A 16,717-nucleotide genomic window follows, 5' to 3' on the forward strand; every position below is an offset into this window, starting at 1 on the left:
GTTATTTCACTAAATTTCTGACCCAAGGGCGCTTGGCGTCTTCTTTTAATAATTCCGTGCGATAGCGCACTAATGTAAGCCAAATAGTCAACGCCATAAAGCCGAAAATAGTCAGAATAAGCGGCATTAACATCGGCGTGGCGATAGACGGTTTTTCAAATTTGGTAATACTGGCGCCTTGGTGCAAGGTGTTCCACCATTCCACGGAAAAATGAATGATCGGAATGTTGATCACGCCGACAATGGATAAAATCGCGGCGGCTTTCATTCCGGTCGCACGATTTTGAAATGCCGAATACAGCCCGATAACGCCGAGATAAAGGAAGAATAAAATCAGCGACGCGGTAAGCCGCGCGTCCCACACCCACCAAGTTCCCCACATCGGTTTGCCCCAAATTGCTCCGGTAACTAAGGCTAAAAAGGTGAACACCATTCCGATCGGCGCCATTGCTAAAATGGATAAATGCGCTTGTTTAATTTGCCAGACTAAGCCGATGACGCCGGCGACCGCCATTGATACATAAATCCCCATCGACCAAATGGCGGACGGAACGTGAACGTACATAATGCGGAAACTGTTGCCTTGTTGATAATCCGCCGGCGCGAATGCCAAGCCCCATATCACGCCCGCGCCTAGCAAAAGTGCGGTCAAAACGGCGAATAAAGGGATTAATTTCGCGCATAAATAATATTGCGTTTCAGATTTTGCGTAAGGATGTAACCACTTCCACATAACGAGTCCTTTTATTGATCCAAGCTCACCCGCAACGCTGCCGCAACGGCAAAAGGCGACAGCGTGAGGGCGGCGACAAACATTGCGCTTAAAACGGCGAGTTGACCGTTATAAGGCAAATTCAAACTTGCGGCGTCTAAAACCGACGCGGCAAAAATTAACACCGGAATAAACAACGGCAAAATAAGTAAGCTTAATAACACGCCGCCTTTGCGCAATCCTACGGTCAGCGCCACGCCGATTGCGCCGATACAACTTAAGATCGGCGTGCCCAATAACAACGTCAGCACCAACGCCGTCCAAATATGCATATCTAAAGACAGCAACAATCCGGCGATCGGCGAGAGTAAAATCAGCGGTAAACCGGTTAATAGCCAATGAGAAATCACTTTTGCCAAACAGGTTAGCACCAAAGGCTGCGCGGTCAGCATTAATTGTTCCAGCGAACCGTCGATGAAATCGTCGCGAAATAAGCGTTCGAAGGATAATAGTGCGGATAACAACGCGGCGACCCACGCGATACCGGGCGCGATTTTCGCCAATAATTTCGGATCCGGCCCGATGACTAAGGGAAACAGCGTGAGAACAATCAAAAAGAACCAGAGCGGGTTTAAAATTTCCGCTTTTTTACGCAAGGCGATTTTGAGTTCTCGTTGAATAATTCGGATAAAGATCATTCGTCGTTTCCTAAAAATTTGTATTTTTCCAACCGCTCTTTGCGCAATTTTTCGCTCGGCACTTCTTGATGGCTGGTTAAAATGACCATTCCGCCCTCGGCGCTATGGCGCTCGAAAAGTGCGGTCAAAATCGCCACACCGTTTCGATCTATCGCGTTAAAAGGTTCGTCTAGCACCCACAACGGCGCCTCAGATAACCACAAACGCGCCAAAGCGATTCGTTTTTGTTGACCGGCAGAAAGCTGGGCGGCAGCAATGTCTTCGCGCCCTAATAAACCGACTTTTTCCAATGCCTGCCAAAGCATTTCATTGCCTTGCCGACAAGCGCCGATTTGTTGGTAAAAATGCAGATTTTCCCACGGTGTTAATTCCGGTTTAATGCCGGCTTGATGACCTAAATACAACAAATCTTGCTGATAATCTTCCCGCTGTTTGCAAATATTCAGATTATTCCACCGCACTTCACCGTGCAAAGGCTGGGCGAGACCGGCGATAATGCGTAACAAACTGGTTTTCCCGATGCCGTTATGCCCTTCGATTTGCACGAAATCGCCGCTTTGCCAATGTAGCGTTAAATCCGTAAACAGAATTTGATCTCCGCGCTGACAAGCTAATTGTTCGAGATATAATTGATGATTTCGCTGCATAAAACCGCTTATTTTTACCGTACCAATAAGTTGACATTCTATCATAGCATTTTGCGCGCTCGTAGTTTTTGCAGCGGGAAAAACATACCCATTTAGTCGTATATAGTGGATTTATTTGATTTAAAACAAGTGTTCGACGGGAAAAATTGCCTTATATTTACTGTGTGATTGGCTTTTGATTTTGTCGGCGGACAATGAAAGGATAAAATTTTCCGCTCCGCCAAACCGGAAAAGTGCGGTATAAAAAGTTAAAGTTTTTTAAATTTTTAGCGCTAAATTTTTTATTGTTTCGAGTAATTGGTTAATTATATTTATTTGCGTTCTTGCCAATCGTTTCTATCGGAATAAAATGCTGAAAAATCATTTGACACTCCTTATTAAATCGGTAAGATTAAGCTAATTTTTAACTTAAAGGATTTTGTTTTATGTTTAATACCGTTTCTTTATCCCTCCGACTCCTCCTCACACATTCTTTGTGCGGTTAAGTCACGGATAAAAAACAGTAAAATGTAAAACGCCCGAATTTAAACCCGCACTAGAACGCGGGTTTTTTCATATAAAATTTTCTGAAAAATCACCGCACTTTTAGTGATTTTATCAACGCGAATATTAAATATTGCACAATTAAGGATCGGATTATGGCAGACAATGTAATTATTTTTGATACCACATTACGCGACGGCGAACAGGCGTTAAAAGCCAGCTTAACAGTGAAGGAAAAGCTACAAATCGCTTTGGCGTTGGAGCGCTTGGGCGTGGATGTAATGGAAGTGGGCTTTCCGGTATCTTCGGAAGGGGATTTCTTATCCGTGCGCACCATTGCGGAAAATATTAAAAACAGCCGCGTTTGCGCCTTGTCCCGCGCGGTGGAAAAAGATATTGACGTTGCGGCGGAAGCCTTGAAAGTAGCGGAAGCATTTCGTATTCACACCTTTATCGCAACTTCCGCTTTGCACGTCGAAGCGAAATTACGCCGCACTTTTGACGACGTGGTAGAAATGGCGATTAACGCAGTGAAACGCGCGCGTCGTTATACCGACGATGTGGAATTTTCTTGCGAAGATGCGGGACGTACCGGTATCGATAATATCTGCCGCATTGTGGAAGCGGCGATTGACGCTGGCGCCACCACGGTAAATATTCCGGATACGGTGGGTTATACCCTACCGATGCAATACGGCGAGATTATCGCGAACGTAATGAATCGCGTACCGAATGTGGATAAAGCGATTATTTCCGTGCATTGTCACAACGATTTGGGAATGGCGACGGCAAATTCCTTAACCGCGGTGCAAAACGGCGCGCGCCAAATCGAATGTACCGTTAACGGTATCGGCGAACGTGCGGGTAACACCGCGTTGGAAGAAGTCGTAATGGCGATCAAAACCCGCCAAGATTTGTTCAAAGGCGTGGATACGCGCATTAATACGCAAGAAATTCATCGTGTCAGCCAAATGGTCAGCCAACTTTGTAATATGCCGATTCAGCCGAATAAAGCGATTGTCGGCGCGAACGCGTTCGCACATTCTTCCGGCATTCACCAAGACGGTATGGTGAAAAACAAAAATACCTATGAAATTATGTCGCCGGAAACCATCGGCTTGAAAAAAGAAAAATTAAACTTAACCGCACGTTCCGGTCGCGCGGCGGTTAAAAATCATATGGAATCAATGGGTTATCAAGAAAGCGAATATGATTTGGATAAATTGTACGAAGCGTTCTTAAAATTGGCGGATAAAAAAGGTCAAGTGTTCGACTATGATTTGGAAGCTCTTGCCTTTATCGATATGCAACAAGGGGATGAAGATCGTTTGACTTTAGATGTGATCACCTCGCAAATGATCAGCCATTTACCGGCGTCCGCTTTCGTGCAAGTGGAATTGGACGGCGAGCGTTTAAGCGAGGTTTCCAGCGGTGGTAACGGGCCGGTTGACGCCGTATTTAACGCGATTTTGAAAATTACTCAGATTGATTTGAAAATGTTGAGTTATAATTTAACCGCAAAAGGCGAAGGCGCGGAAGCCTTGGGGCAAGTGGATATTGTGGTGGAACACGAAGGTCGTCGTTTCCACGGCGTCGGTTTGGCGACGGATATTGTGGAAAGCTCGGCACGCGCATTAATTCACGCCATCAACGCGATTTATCGCGCGCATAAAGTTGCGGATTTAAAATCACATAAACATTCACATTAACAATTAAGGAAAAGAACAAATGCAAAGTTACAATGTAGCCGTATTAAGCGGGGACGGCATCGGGCCGGAAATTATGGCGGAAGCGCTTAAAGTATTGGACGTGGTTCAACAAAAATATAATTTTAAATTAAATTACCGCACTTTTGATGTGGGCGGTATCGCCATTGATAACCACGGCACGCCGCTGCCTGCCGAAACGGTAAAAGGCTGTGAAGAAAGCGACGCGATTTTATTCGGTTCCGTAGGCGGCCCGAAATGGGAACATTTACCGCCGAATCAACAACCGGAACGCGGTGCGTTATTGCCGTTGCGTAAACATTTCGCGCTGTTCTGCAATTTACGTCCGGCGACCTTATATAAAGGCTTGGAAAAATTCTGTCCGTTGCGTACGGATATTGCCGCGAAAGGCTTCGATATGGTCACGGTGCGCGAATTGACCGGCGGGATCTATTTCGGTCAACCGAAAGGTCGCGAAGGCGAGGGCGCAAACGAAAAAGCCTATGATACGGAAGTGTATCATCGTTATGAAATCGAGCGCATTGCCAAAGTCGCCTTTGAAACGGCAATGAAACGTAACAAACACGTCACGTCCGTAGATAAAGCCAACGTATTAATCAGCTCGATTTTATGGCGCGAAACCGTTATCGAAGTAGCGAAACAATATCCGGAAGTGAAATTGGATCATATTTATATTGATAACGCCACAATGCAATTAATCAAACAGCCGGATTTCTTCGACGTATTGCTTTGTTCTAACATTTTCGGCGATATTATTTCCGACGAATGTGCGATGATCACCGGTTCAATGGGAATGCTGCCGTCCGCAAGTCTTAACGAAAGCGGTTTCGGCTTGTACGAACCGGCGGGTGGCTCGGCGCCGGATATCGCCGGCAAAGGCATCGCCAATCCGATTGCGCAAATTCTTTCCGCCGCAATGATGTTACGCCACAGCTTTGATTTAAACGATGCGGCGAACGCGATTGAAAATGCGGTGAAAAAAGTGTTGGCTGACGGTTATCGTACCGCAGATTTAGCCGACGATAGCAAACCGGTTTCCACCGCGGAAATGGGTACGCTAATTGCTAATGCAATTTAGTTCGACGTGCAAAAACGGCGTAAAAAAACACCGCACTTTATAGATATTTCGGGCGTATGCGTTACGCCCGCCCTAACGAGATAATAAAATGGCAAAAACACTCTACCAAAAATTATTTGATTCGCACATTGTGCACGAAGAAGCGGGCGAAACACCGATTCTTTATATTAACCGTCATTTAATCCACGAAGTGACCAGCCCGCAAGCGTTCGACGGATTGCGCGTGGCAAATCGCCAAGTGCGTCAAGTGAGCAAAACTTTCGGCACAATGGATCACAGCATTTCCACCCAAGTACGCGATGTAAATAAATTGGAAGGACAGGCAAAAATTCAAGTATTGGAATTGGATAAAAACTGTAAATCCACCGGTATTTCTTTGTTCGATATGAATACCAAACAACAAGGGATCGTACACGTTATGGGGCCGGAACAAGGCTTAACCTTACCCGGAATGACCATTGTGTGCGGCGACTCGCACACCGCCACCCACGGTGCATTCGGTGCCTTGGCGTTCGGCATCGGCACATCCGAAGTGGAACACGTTTTGGCGACGCAAACTTTAAAACAAGCGCGTGCTAAAAGTATGAAAATCGAAGTGCGCGGCAAAGTGGCGCCGGGCATTACCGCGAAAGACATCATTCTTGCCATTATCGGCAAAACCACAATGGCGGGCGGCACGGGACACGTTGTGGAATTCTGCGGCGAAGCCATTCGCGATTTATCGATGGAAGGTCGAATGACCGTGTGCAATATGGCGATCGAAATGGGCGCCAAAGCCGGTCTTATCGCACCGGACGAAACCACCTTCGAATATCTAAAAGGTCGTCCTTATGCGCCGAAAGGACAAGATTGGGATGACGCGGTGGAATATTGGAAAACCTTAAAAACCGACGAAGGCGCACAGTTCGACACCGTGGTAACGCTAGAAGCGAAAGACATCGCACCGCAAGTCACTTGGGGAACCAACCCGGGGCAAGTTATCGGTATCGATCAGCTTGTGCCGAACCCGCAAGAAATGGACGACCAAGTAGTGCGCGCCTCGGCGGAAAAAGCCTTGGCTTATATCGGCTTGGAAGCGAATACGGATTTAACCCAAGTGCCGGTGGATCAAGTGTTTATCGGATCTTGCACCAATTCGCGCATTGAAGATTTACGCGCTGCGGCGGCAGTAATGAAAGGGCGTAAAAAAGCCGATAACGTTAAACGCGTATTGGTGGTACCGGGGTCCGGCTTAGTGAAAGAACAAGCGGAAAAAGAAGGATTGGATAAAATTTTTATCGCTGCCGGCGCGGAATGGCGCAATCCGGGTTGTTCAATGTGTTTGGGAATGAACGACGACCGCTTAGGCGAATGGGAACGTTGCGCTTCGACCAGTAACCGTAACTTCGAAGGGCGCCAAGGACGTAACGGCCGTACGCATTTAGTCAGTCCGGCAATGGCGGCGGCTGCGGCGGTATTCGGTAAATTTGTGGATATTCGCCACATTGAATTAAATTAATCATACGGGCGAAGCGTTCTTCGCCCCGAAAAGGACAAAATAAAATGGCAGGTTTTAAACAACTTACGGGTTTAGTGGTTCCGCTTGATGCAGCGAATGTGGACACGGATGCGATTATCCCGAAACAATTTTTACAAGCAATCACCCGTGTCGGTTTCGGCAAACATTTGTTTCACGAATGGCGTTATTTAGATGTGGAAGGCACGCAACCGAATCCGGAATTCGTGTTGAATTATCCGCAATATCAAGGAGCGACGATTTTATTGGCGCGCAAAAATTTAGGTTGTGGCTCCTCTCGCGAACACGCGCCTTGGGCACTGGCGGATTACGGTTTTAAAGCGATGATCGCACCGAGTTTCGCCGATATTTTCTATAACAACAGCTTGAACAATCATATGTTACCGATTCGTTTGAGCGAAGAAGAAGTAGAAGAAATCTTCCAATGGGTTTGGGCGAACGAGGGAAAAACCATTGACATCGATTTAGAAAAAATGACCGTCACCGTCGGTGAGAAAGTTTATCGCTTTGAACTGGACGAATTCCGCCGTCATTGCTTATTAAACGGCTTGGATAATATCGGCTTGACCTTGCAACACGAAGATAAAATCGCCGATTACGAAAGTAAAATTCCGGCATTCTTACGTTAAAAACCATAAGACTAAGTGCGGTCAAAATAATCTAAATTTTGACCGTACTTTTTTATTTAGCGCAAACCTAATTGACGTCTGATTTTGCGTAGGAAAAGGAAAATCCACGGCCAGAGAATGCCGCTGGCGACGGCGCCGAAAATTTCTTGCGCGTGAAAGTTGGCGTTGTGTAAAAATAGTTCGATAAAGAAAATGCTTAATCGCAACACGAAAATAAACAAAATAACCAACAAGCTTTGCATCCAAAGCGACAAGTTGCGCAAGACTAAATGATTGACACCGATTAAATAGGCGAACACGGAAAGCACCAGCGCGTGTACGCCGAGAATAGATCCTAAAACCAAATCCCACACTACGCCTAAAACGAATGCGGAGCCGATACTGATTTTATTCGGGATCGCCATTACCCAATACATTAAGACCAACACTACCCAAGCCGGTTTAAAGCTTTGTAAACCGGCGGGCCAAGGCGCGATTTCCAGCACCATTGCAACGATAAAAATACAAGTGACGACTAATACTTGTAAGAAAAAACGACCTTGCATTAATCTTCCTCTCTGTATTGTTGCTGTTCGGGGCTGACCGGTTCGGGCGCGATTTCCGTCGGTGAAGCATCGGAATGATTTTCTTCCGGCGCAGATTGCGGGCTCGGCGGCGCATTATCCGAGTCTTCCGTCACCCGTGTTTTCTTCACTTTTTCCGCTTCGGAACCTTGAGTTTCCAAACGTTGTTGTACCGCTTGTCGAACGTCTTCCGGCGTGATGGATTGGGCTTTGCGCATATCGTCGTAGGTCGGCCACAACAATAACACATAACGTAAACGTTCTATCGAAGCCAAAGGCTTGGCGGTAATGGTGGCGAAATAGTTTTTTCCGTCGCGCGAAATATTTTCTACCACGGCGACCGGATAGCCCTCTAAAAAGCGCCCGCCTAAACCGGAAGTGACCAATAAATCACCTTTCACAATATCCACAGAACGCGGAACATTATCCAAAGTCAGTTCATCGCTGCGTCCGGTACCGCTGGCAATCACACGCACATCGTTGCGCAATACTTGCACGGGAATAGAATGGGTGACATCGGTCAACAATAACACGCGGCTGGTGTCGTTGCCGACGGAAATGATTTGCCCGACCACGCCTTTTTCATCAATAATCGGTTGACCCACATAGGCGCCGTCTTTTTCGCCTTGATTGATCACGACTTGTTGGCGATAAATATCCGTTTCCGCAGTAAGCACTTCGGCGATTTTTTTGTATTCGTCGGTGCGTAGCGGCGAGTTTAATAATAAACGTAACCGTTGATTTTCCACTTTAAGCTGATCAAGCAGGAGCAAATCCGCATTTTTTTCGCGTAACTGTTCTCTTAAAACGGTATTTTCGATTTGTAATTTATTGGTATCGACCAAGTTATAAGACACGCCGTCTAATACGGTGCGCGGCGTGTTGGCAAGATAATAAAGACCGCCGATCGCCGTTTCCATTATGCTGCGCGCTTTGATCATCGTGTTGGTTTGCCCGTCGGACAAAATCAGAGCAACGGACGCGATCACCGCAAGAATCAGGCGGATACCTAAAGGGGGCGATTTGCTGAAAATAGGTTTCATTGTGTAATCCGAAAAAAAAGTGCGGTCGGTTATTTATAAAAATTTAAATTTTCAGACCGCACTTTCGTAATGGTTATCAGATTAGAGATCGTCGCTAAAAATATCGCCGCCGTGCATATCGATCATTTCTAAGGCTTCGCCGCCGCCGCGCGCAACGCAAGTTAGCGGGTCTTCAGCCACAATGACCGGCACGCCGGTTTCTTTGGAAAGTAATACGTCGATATTGCGCAATAACGCACCGCCGCCGGTCAACACCATACCGCGTTCGAAAATATCGGCGGCGTGTTCCGGTTGACATTCTTCCAATGCGGTGCGCACTGCGGTAATAATGCCGTTTAACGGTTGTTGAATCGCTTCTAAAACATCGCGAGAAGTAAGTTTGAATGTACGCGGCGCGCCTTCGGCAAGGTTATGACCGTGCACTTCCATTTCTTTGACTTCATCGTCTTCTTGAATATAGGCTGTACCGATTTCTTGTTTAATGCGTTCTGCGGTCGGTTCGCCGATAATGGAACCGAAGGTACGACGCACATAAGCGATAATTGCTTCGTCGAAACGGTCGCCGCCGATACGCACGGAGGAAGAATACACGATACCGTTTAAAGAAATTACGGCGACTTCGGTCGTACCGCCGCCGATATCGATGACCATCGAGCCGGTCGCGGTGGAAACCGGTAATTTCGCGCCGATTGCCGCCGCCATCGGTTCTTCGATTAAATACACTTCGCGTGCGCCCGCGCCGATAGCGGATTCTTTAATCGCGCGGCGTTCCACTTGGGTTGCACCCGCCGGCACACACACCAACACGCGCGGACTAGGGCGCATAAAATTGCCGCTGTGGACTTGTTTGATGAAATATTGCAACATTTTTTCGGTAACGAAGAAATCGGCGATTACACCGTCTTTCATCGGACGAATGGCTAAAATGCTTTTCGGCGTGCGACCTAACATTAATTTGGCTTCTTTACCGACCGCCGCAATGCTTTTTAGCGAACCGGCGCGATCTTGGCGAATGGCGACGACGGAAGGTTCGTCAAGCACGATGCCTTGTCCTTTCACATAAATTAAGGTATTTGCCGTGCCTAAGTCGATAGAGAGATCATTGGAAAATAAACCGCGAATTTTTTTTAATAACATAGGAATTCCGTAAAAATAAAATCGTACAATAAATGCTCAGTTTAGAGCGGTGGAAAAATTGTGCTAAATGTATCAAAAAAACGGTATGTATAACAGAAATTTTTGAAAAAATGTAGAGAAAAATCACTGCACTTTACACTTGTTCGGTAAAGTGCGGTGAATTTTTATTTTTTATCTAAAATTGCTTTTAAAAATCTTGCGGTATGCGAGCCTTTAACTTTCGCCACTTGTTCCGGCGTACCGGTGGCGATGATTTCACCGCCGCCACTGCCGCCTTCCGGACCGAGATCGACGATCCAGTCGGCGGTTTTGATGACGTCGAGATTATGCTCGATCACCACAATCGTATTGCCTTGATCGCGTAAGCGATGTAATACCTCAAGTAGCTGTTTTATATCGGCGAAATGTAAACCGGTGGTCGGTTCGTCAAGAATATACAGGGTTTTGCCTGTGTCGCGTTTGGATAATTCCGTAGCGAGTTTGACGCGCTGCGCTTCCCCGCCGGAAAGTGTGGTGGAAGATTGCCCTAAACGAATATAGGACAAACCGACGTCAATCAACGTTTGCAATTTGCGCGCCACCATTGGGATCGCATCGAAAAACTCGCGCGCTTCTTCGACGGTCATATCCAATACTTGATGAATGGTTTTGCCTTTATAGCGAATTTCCAAGGTTTCGCGGTTATAACGTTTGCCTTTACATTGATCGCAAGGTACATAAACATCGGGTAAAAAGTGCATTTCCACTTTAATCACGCCGTCGCCTTGGCAAGCTTCGCAGCGCCCGCCGCGCACGTTAAAGCTGAAACGTCCCGGATTATAACCGCGCGCACGGGCTTCCGGTACGCCGGCGAAAAGTTCGCGGATCGGCGTAAACAAGCCGGTATAAGTCGCCGGATTGGAACGTGGGGTGCGTCCGATCGGGCTTTGATCAATGTCGATTACTTTATCGAAAAATTCCAAGCCTTCGATGGATTTATAAGGGGCGAATTGAGCGTTTTCCGCACGATTTAGTGCATTTTGCGCCAGCGGGAACAGAGTATCGTTAATTAAAGTGGATTTTCCCGAACCCGATACGCCGGTGATACAAGTAAATAAGCCCACCGGAATCTCTAAGTTGACATTTTTTAAGTTATTGCCCGTGGCGCCTTTTAATTTCAACAGCTTGGTTTTATCAAGTGCGGTTCTTTTTTGCGGAATTTCAATTTTTTCTTTGCCGGATAAGAATTTGCCGGTCAAAGAATCGGGATTCGCCATTATTTCTTGCGCCGAGCCTTGCGCAACCACATTACCGCCGTGCACGCCCGCGCCGGGACCGATGTCGATAATGTGATCCGCCGCCATAATCGCGTCCTCGTCGTGTTCGACGACGATCACGGTATTGCCTAAATTTCTTAAATGAATTAATGTGTTAAGTAAACGCTCGTTATCTCTTTGGTGTAATCCGATGGAAGGTTCGTCCAATACATACATTACCCCGACTAAGCCCGCACCGATTTGACTTGCCAAGCGAATACGCTGCGCTTCGCCGCCCGACAACGTTTCGGCAGAACGGGAGAGAGATAAATAATTCAAGCCGACGTTAACCAAAAATTGCAAGCGTTCTTTAATTTCTTTCAAAATTTTATCGGCGATTTGTGCTTTTTGTCCGTTCAATTCGAGGGCGCCGACAAAACTCAGTGCCTCGCCGATACTTTTTTCCGAAACTTCGGGCAAATTGGTTTGTCCGATATAAACGTGGCGCGCTTCAGGACGCAAACGCGAACCGCCGCAATCGGCGCAAGGACGCGTACTGATATTTTTCGCCAATTCCTCGCGCACCGATAGCGATTCAGTTTCTTTATAACGGCGCGCCATATTATTTAAAATGCCCTCGAAAGTATGATGACGCAGCACCACATCGCCGCGATCGTTCATATATTGAAATTCGATTTCTTCTTTACCCGAACCGTGCAAAATCAAATGCTGAATTTTTTTCGGTAAAGCTTCAAAAGGCGTTTCAATATCAAAATCATAATGTTTCGCGAGGGAAGTCAGCATTTGATAATAATAAAAATTACGACGATCCCAGCCTTTGACTGCGCCGCTCGCCAAAGAAAGAGTCGGGTTTTGCACCACGCGTTTTTCGTCGAAATATTGCTGCACGCCCAAGCCGTCGCAAGTAGGACAAGCGCCCGCCGGATTATTAAAGGAAAATAGGCGCGGCTCCAATTCCGGCACGGAATAACCGCAATGCGGACAAGCGAAATTGGCGGAAAATACCAGTTCTTCGCCTTTCGGGTTATCCATTTCCGCAACCACCGCCGTCCCGCCGGAAAGCTCCAACGCGGTTTCGAAGGATTCCGCTAAACGTGTGGCTAAATCCGACCGCACTTTAAAGCGATCGACCACCACTTCAATGGTATGTTTTTTCTGTAATTCCAGCTTCGGCGGATCGGACAAATCGCAAATTTCACCATCGATTCTGGCGCGAATATAACCTTGTGCGGCAATATTTTCTAGGATTTTAATATGTTCGCCTTTGCGTTCTTTTACGATCGGCGCCAACAACATCATTTTGCTTTCTTCCGGCAACGCAAGCACTTTGTCAACCATTTGGCTGACGGTTTGCGCCGTAAGCGGAATATTATGCGTCGGACAGCGCGGCTCGCCGACGCGGGCGAATAACAAACGCAAATAATCGTGAATTTCCGTAATGGTACCGACGGTAGAACGCGGATTATGCGAAGTGGATTTTTGTTCGATGGAAATCGCCGGCGACAAGCCTTCGATATGATCCACATCGGGTTTTTCCATTAAGGATAAAAATTGGCGTGCGTAAGCCGATAAGGATTCCACATAGCGGCGTTGCCCTTCCGCATAAAGCGTGTCAAATGCCAAGGAAGATTTGCCCGAACCGGATAATCCGGTGATGACGATTAATTTATCGCGCGGGATCGTTAAGTTTATATTTTTTAAATTGTGGGTTCTTGCGCCACGAATATCAATTTTTTCCATAGGTGATCTGCACTGATTTTGTATAAAATTATTTCAAAGTTGCGATCATTATCGCATATTCTTAAATAACTGTGCAAATATCCAGTGAAAATCATTTTAGTAATAGATTTTTTTTTGATTTTCAGGCAGAATAATCAAAATTTATTTTAATGAACAACTAAAACAGAGGATTCTATGGCCGGAGTAAATAAAGTCATTATCGTGGGAAATTTAGGTAATGATCCCGAAATCCGCACGATGCCGAACGGCGAAGCCGTGGCAAATATCAGCGTGGCGACCAGTGAAAGCTGGCTTGATAAAAATACTAACGAACGTCGCGAAGTAACTGAATGGCACCGCATCGTGTTTTATCGTCGTCAGGCGGAAATTGTCGGCGAATATTTGCGTAAAGGTTCTAAGGTTTATGTAGAAGGGCGTTTAAGAACGCGTAAATGGCAAGATCAAAACGGGCAAGATCGTTACACCACGGAAATTCAAGGCGATGTGTTACAAATGCTTGATTCGCGTGCGGAACGCAGCCAAGGCGGTTATGCGCCTCAACCGAGCGCAGCACCAAACGCCGCGCCGCAATACGGACAATCTTACCAACAACCGCGCCAAGCACCGAAACCGGCAGCACCGGCAGCCGCCGAGCCTGCAATGATGGACGGCGGTTTTGATGATGACATTCCGTTCTAAAATTTAATCTCTTTTCTTTAAAAGGAATCCGTGTCAGATCGGATTCCTTTTTTGTTTCGTTTTCGGGGGTAAAAGACGGTATTTTTATTAAACCGCTCGAATCTTGAAATCAGCTAAAAAAACACCGCACTTTTATGCTTTTGCGAGCCTACGAATTAACCTAACAGCTTTGTTATCAAGGCGTTATAGATATTGACGCCGGTCAGTAATTGACGTTCGTCAAAATCAAAATTCGCTTGATGATGTCCTGCGGTTCGGTCGGCGCCGAGAATAAAATAAATGGCTTTGCCGCCTTGTTCTTGCACTTTTCTGCCTAAAATCGTGGCGTCTTCGCTGGCATTGAAGGCGTAATCCGCGTTCGTATTGCGAATTTGCGGCTGTTGCAAAGCAATTTCCTCAAGCAAAGCGACGAGTTCCGGATCATTTGTCATATCCACAGCCTCGCCCATAATTTCCGTTTCATAACGGATATCAAAGCTGATCGCTATGCCTTTGGCGATTTGCATTACTTGCTCGACCATATAATCGTTAATCGCTTTGTTTTCGCCGCGTACTTCAAGTTGAATCGTTGCGCTCGACGGAATCACATTGCGCCCTTCGCCGGCTTTCAATACGCCGACATTAATGCGCGTCATTCCTTCGCCGTGACGGGCGATTCCGTGCAACTGCGTCACCGTATGCGCGGCGGCGAGCAAGGCGTTTTTGCCTAAATGCGGTTGTGCGCCGGCGTGGGCGGGCGTGCCGAAGTAGCGAATATCTATTTTTGTGGTGGAAAGGAAATTTTTCGGATTACAAATCACTGTACCGCTGTCGGCACAAAAGCTGATATGCGAAGCGGCAAAATAATCCGCGTCGTTTAACACATCGCTTGCCGCAATCGCCGCCGCGCCGCGCACGCCTTCTTCCGCCGGTTGGAAAATCAGTTTGATCACGCCGTGAAGTTGATCTTGGTGTCTACTGATCCATTGCGCGGTTCCCAAGCCGATTGCAATGTGCGCGTCGTGTCCGCAAGCGTGCATTAAGCCGTCATTAATGGAACGAAAACCCAGTTGATTCGGTAGGTGAGCGGGATCATTCGTTTCATTGACATTGACGCAATCAATATCAAAACGCAAAACTAAGGTTTTGCCGGCTTTTCCGGTATCCCACACGCCGACGCAGCCGGTATAACCGTCCATTTGCGCCAAACGGTCGGGCGAGGCGTGCTGCGCTTTGGCGCGTTCAAGCGATTGATTTACCACTTTTTCATCGCGCCCGCGCACGAAATCGGGATGAATAATTTGTTTGCCGAGTAATACCTCAAAGCCCATTGCTGCTAAATAATCGGCGATTTTTGCCGTGGTATAAAATTCGCCCCAACCGATTTCGGGAAATTGATGAAATTCGCGACGCAGTTTGATGAGTTGATCAAGTTCCTTTGACATAACGTTTCTCCGAAAAAATGTGGAAATTTAACCGCACTTTAGTAGTTTGGCGAAAACTTGAAAGTAAAGTGCGGTCGGTTTTAGCCGAGTTTTACAGCATAAATAGGGCTAAATATAACGTAGCGAGGATCATCCCCAACGCGGTGCGTTTGACCATTTCAACCGGGCTGACCATCGCCAATCCCGCGCATACAATGGTGACGCCGGCAATAGGTGAGGCGGTGCGTCCGATAGCGCCCGCGATCGCCGCCGCCATACCAAGATTTAAGTGGGTATAGCCTAATTCGACGGCGTGCGGTGTGACGGCGGTGTTAAAGGCGATTGCCGCCGCGTCGCCGGAACCGGTAATCACGCCCATTAAGAATGGTCCGATGGTAGCGCCCCAACGCACGAATTCGTTCGAATGTTTGAGAAATTCAATGGCGCTGTCGATGGCACCGGTGGATTTTAAACCGGCGACAAAAACGCTTGCGGCGACAATAATCCCCAATACGTTTGCGTAAGAATTGCCCATTCCGTTAAAAAATTCATTGGTGATTTTCGCCGGAGCCGTGCGAGTGACGACCAAACCGTAAATAGCGCCGATTAACATTGCTTGCGGTACGCCCATTTGCGTCCATTCCAAACAGGGTGTTTTTTGTAGCGAAGTACCGCCGATTACAAGGATGACTAACGGCACGAGCGGCGCTAAAGCATAAAGAAAATTCACCCGACCGGTTTGCGTTTCGCTTTTTTCTTGCAAATAAGCGTCGCGATGTTGTTGACCGTAATCTTTCAAAATTAAGGCGATGACGGTTAAGGTAATCGCGCCGATCACGCCGGCGATCGTGGTGTAAGGTGCGTGCGATAGGTTCACTTCGGCAATGGTTAAACCGGACATTTCGCTAATCATCGCCGAGTGGGAAGACCCCGGACTCATCATCGAACCGAAAGTACCCGCTAAAATTGAGGCGCCCGCCATTGCCGGATGTACGCCCGCCGAACGCAATACAGGAATTAAGGTCGCGCCCACCGCCGCCGCACAGCCGGCAGCCGACGGAATGGCGATATTAATGAAAAAGGTGATCATCGTCGCGATCGGAATCAGCACAAATTTCAATCCGCCGAGCGGTTTGGTCAGCAAATTAACCAAATGCGTGTCACATTCGGTGTATTTCATTACATAAGCGAAACCCATACTGGAACAAATCGCCATAATCAACCCACCGGAAGTCATTGATTTGGCAAAAGCATCCAAGGCGCCCATCGGATTTAAGGTTAATATCGACATTATCAGCCCGACGCCGATCAAAACGGTTCGGGTTTCATATTTTTTGATAAGCAAATAAATGGTCGCAATAATCCCGATAATTGCGATCAAGGTTTTGATTTCCGTCATATATCCCC

Annotated in this window: 14 protein-coding genes; 5 read left to right on the forward strand and 9 right to left on the reverse strand. The window is 47.1% G+C overall.

The window, feature by feature from the left end; all coding sequences use genetic code 11:
- Position 1: 1 nt before the first annotated feature.
- Genes CVP04_RS05825 through ccmA form a run of 3 tightly spaced genes read right to left on the reverse strand, consistent with a single transcriptional unit; the run spans position 2 to position 2,057 of the window.
- Positions 2-733, reverse strand: coding sequence for a heme ABC transporter permease (locus CVP04_RS05825; RefSeq protein ID WP_100296579.1), 732 nt, complete (start codon positions 731-733; stop codon positions 2-4).
- Positions 734-744: 11 nt separating this feature from the next.
- Positions 745-1,410, reverse strand: coding sequence for a heme exporter protein CcmB (gene ccmB / locus CVP04_RS05830; RefSeq protein WP_100296580.1), 666 nt, complete (start codon positions 1,408-1,410; stop codon positions 745-747).
- The gene (ccmA, locus tag CVP04_RS05835; RefSeq protein WP_100296581.1) at positions 1,407-2,057 is read right to left on the reverse strand and encodes a cytochrome c biogenesis heme-transporting ATPase CcmA; all 651 of its coding nucleotides are present in this window, start codon (positions 2,055-2,057) and stop codon (positions 1,407-1,409) included. The genes ccmB and ccmA overlap by 4 nt, the downstream gene beginning before the upstream one ends.
- A gap of 638 nt (positions 2,058-2,695) precedes the next feature.
- On the opposite strand from ccmA, the gene leuA reads away from it, so the two are divergent.
- From leuA to leuD, 4 genes are all read left to right on the forward strand, one after another.
- Positions 2,696-4,249 carry a 2-isopropylmalate synthase gene (gene leuA, locus CVP04_RS05840; RefSeq protein ID WP_100296582.1) on the forward strand — a complete coding sequence of 518 codons (1,554 nt, stop codon included), beginning with the start codon at positions 2,696-2,698 and terminating at the stop codon, positions 4,247-4,249.
- A 19-nt stretch (positions 4,250-4,268) separates the two neighbouring features.
- A complete protein-coding gene (gene leuB, locus CVP04_RS05845; protein WP_100296583.1) occupies positions 4,269-5,345 on the forward strand; it encodes a 3-isopropylmalate dehydrogenase in 1,077 nt (358 codons plus the stop codon).
- An 88-nt stretch (positions 5,346-5,433) separates the two neighbouring features.
- Positions 5,434-6,843 carry a 3-isopropylmalate dehydratase large subunit gene (gene leuC / locus CVP04_RS05850; RefSeq protein WP_100296584.1) on the forward strand — a complete coding sequence of 470 codons (1,410 nt, stop codon included), beginning with the start codon at positions 5,434-5,436 and terminating at the stop codon, positions 6,841-6,843.
- Positions 6,844-6,887: 44 nt separating this feature from the next.
- Positions 6,888-7,490, forward strand: a complete 603-nt coding sequence (gene leuD / locus CVP04_RS05855; RefSeq protein ID WP_100296585.1) for a 3-isopropylmalate dehydratase small subunit — start codon at positions 6,888-6,890, stop codon at positions 7,488-7,490.
- Between the two features lie 56 nt (positions 7,491-7,546).
- Here the strand turns inward: leuD and mreD are convergent, their stop codons facing one another.
- The 4 genes from mreD to uvrA all read right to left on the reverse strand — a co-directional run bounded on the left by mreD (position 7,547) and on the right by uvrA (position 13,229).
- Positions 7,547-8,035, reverse strand: coding sequence for a rod shape-determining protein MreD (gene mreD, locus CVP04_RS05860; protein WP_100296586.1), 489 nt, complete (start codon positions 8,033-8,035; stop codon positions 7,547-7,549).
- Positions 8,035-9,096: a rod shape-determining protein MreC gene (gene mreC, locus CVP04_RS05865; protein ID WP_100296587.1), complete on the reverse strand. Its 1,062-nt coding sequence runs from the start codon at positions 9,094-9,096 to the stop codon at positions 8,035-8,037. The genes mreD and mreC overlap by 1 nt, the downstream gene beginning before the upstream one ends.
- An 81-nt stretch (positions 9,097-9,177) precedes the next feature.
- Positions 9,178-10,233, reverse strand: coding sequence for a rod shape-determining protein (locus CVP04_RS05870; RefSeq protein WP_100296588.1), 1,056 nt, complete (start codon positions 10,231-10,233; stop codon positions 9,178-9,180).
- A gap of 164 nt (positions 10,234-10,397) precedes the next feature.
- The gene (gene uvrA, locus CVP04_RS05875; protein WP_100296589.1) at positions 10,398-13,229 is read right to left on the reverse strand and encodes an excinuclease ABC subunit UvrA; all 2,832 of its coding nucleotides are present in this window, start codon (positions 13,227-13,229) and stop codon (positions 10,398-10,400) included.
- A gap of 174 nt (positions 13,230-13,403) precedes the next feature.
- On the opposite strand from uvrA, the gene CVP04_RS05880 reads away from it, so the two are divergent.
- Entirely contained in the window at positions 13,404-13,907 is a 504-nt protein-coding gene (locus CVP04_RS05880) for a single-stranded DNA-binding protein (RefSeq protein WP_100296590.1), read from the forward strand.
- A 155-nt stretch (positions 13,908-14,062) separates the two neighbouring features.
- Here the strand turns inward: CVP04_RS05880 and CVP04_RS05885 are convergent, their stop codons facing one another.
- Positions 14,063-15,331 carry a M20 family metallo-hydrolase gene (locus CVP04_RS05885; RefSeq protein WP_100296591.1) on the reverse strand — a complete coding sequence of 423 codons (1,269 nt, stop codon included), beginning with the start codon at positions 15,329-15,331 and terminating at the stop codon, positions 14,063-14,065.
- Between the two features lie 91 nt (positions 15,332-15,422).
- On the reverse strand, positions 15,423-16,709 hold the full coding sequence (dcuC, locus tag CVP04_RS05890) for a C4-dicarboxylate transporter DcuC (RefSeq protein ID WP_100296592.1): 1,287 nt from the start codon (positions 16,707-16,709) through the stop codon (positions 15,423-15,425).
- Positions 16,710-16,717: the final 8 nt, after the last annotated feature.

Source organism: Caviibacterium pharyngocola (assembly GCF_002795405.1).
Taxonomy (GTDB): domain Bacteria; phylum Pseudomonadota; class Gammaproteobacteria; order Enterobacterales; family Pasteurellaceae; genus Caviibacterium; species Caviibacterium pharyngocola.

Bases quoted from the DNA above. Each gene is read 5' to 3' on its own strand.
- ccmB (WP_100296580.1), bottom strand. From the start codon at position 1,410: ATGATCTTTATCCGAATTATTCAACGAGAACTCAAAATCGCCTTGCGT.
- mreD (WP_100296586.1), bottom strand. From the start codon at position 8,035: ATGCAAGGTCGTTTTTTCTTACAAGTATTAGTCGTCACTTGTATTTTT.
- ccmA (WP_100296581.1), bottom strand. From the start codon at position 2,057: ATGCAGCGAAATCATCAATTATATCTCGAACAATTAGCTTGTCAGCGC.
- dcuC (WP_100296592.1), bottom strand. From the start codon at position 16,709: ATGACGGAAATCAAAACCTTGATCGCAATTATCGGGATTATTGCGACC.
- CVP04_RS05825 (WP_100296579.1), bottom strand. From the start codon at position 733: ATGTGGAAGTGGTTACATCCTTACGCAAAATCTGAAACGCAATATTAT.
- leuC (WP_100296584.1), top strand. From the start codon at position 5,434: ATGGCAAAAACACTCTACCAAAAATTATTTGATTCGCACATTGTGCAC.
- mreC (WP_100296587.1), bottom strand. From the start codon at position 9,096: ATGAAACCTATTTTCAGCAAATCGCCCCCTTTAGGTATCCGCCTGATT.
- CVP04_RS05880 (WP_100296590.1), top strand. From the start codon at position 13,404: ATGGCCGGAGTAAATAAAGTCATTATCGTGGGAAATTTAGGTAATGAT.
- CVP04_RS05885 (WP_100296591.1), bottom strand. From the start codon at position 15,331: ATGTCAAAGGAACTTGATCAACTCATCAAACTGCGTCGCGAATTTCAT.
- CVP04_RS05870 (WP_100296588.1), bottom strand. From the start codon at position 10,233: ATGTTATTAAAAAAAATTCGCGGTTTATTTTCCAATGATCTCTCTATC.
- leuA (WP_100296582.1), top strand. From the start codon at position 2,696: ATGGCAGACAATGTAATTATTTTTGATACCACATTACGCGACGGCGAA.
- uvrA (WP_100296589.1), bottom strand. From the start codon at position 13,229: ATGGAAAAAATTGATATTCGTGGCGCAAGAACCCACAATTTAAAAAAT.
- leuB (WP_100296583.1), top strand. From the start codon at position 4,269: ATGCAAAGTTACAATGTAGCCGTATTAAGCGGGGACGGCATCGGGCCG.
- leuD (WP_100296585.1), top strand. From the start codon at position 6,888: ATGGCAGGTTTTAAACAACTTACGGGTTTAGTGGTTCCGCTTGATGCA.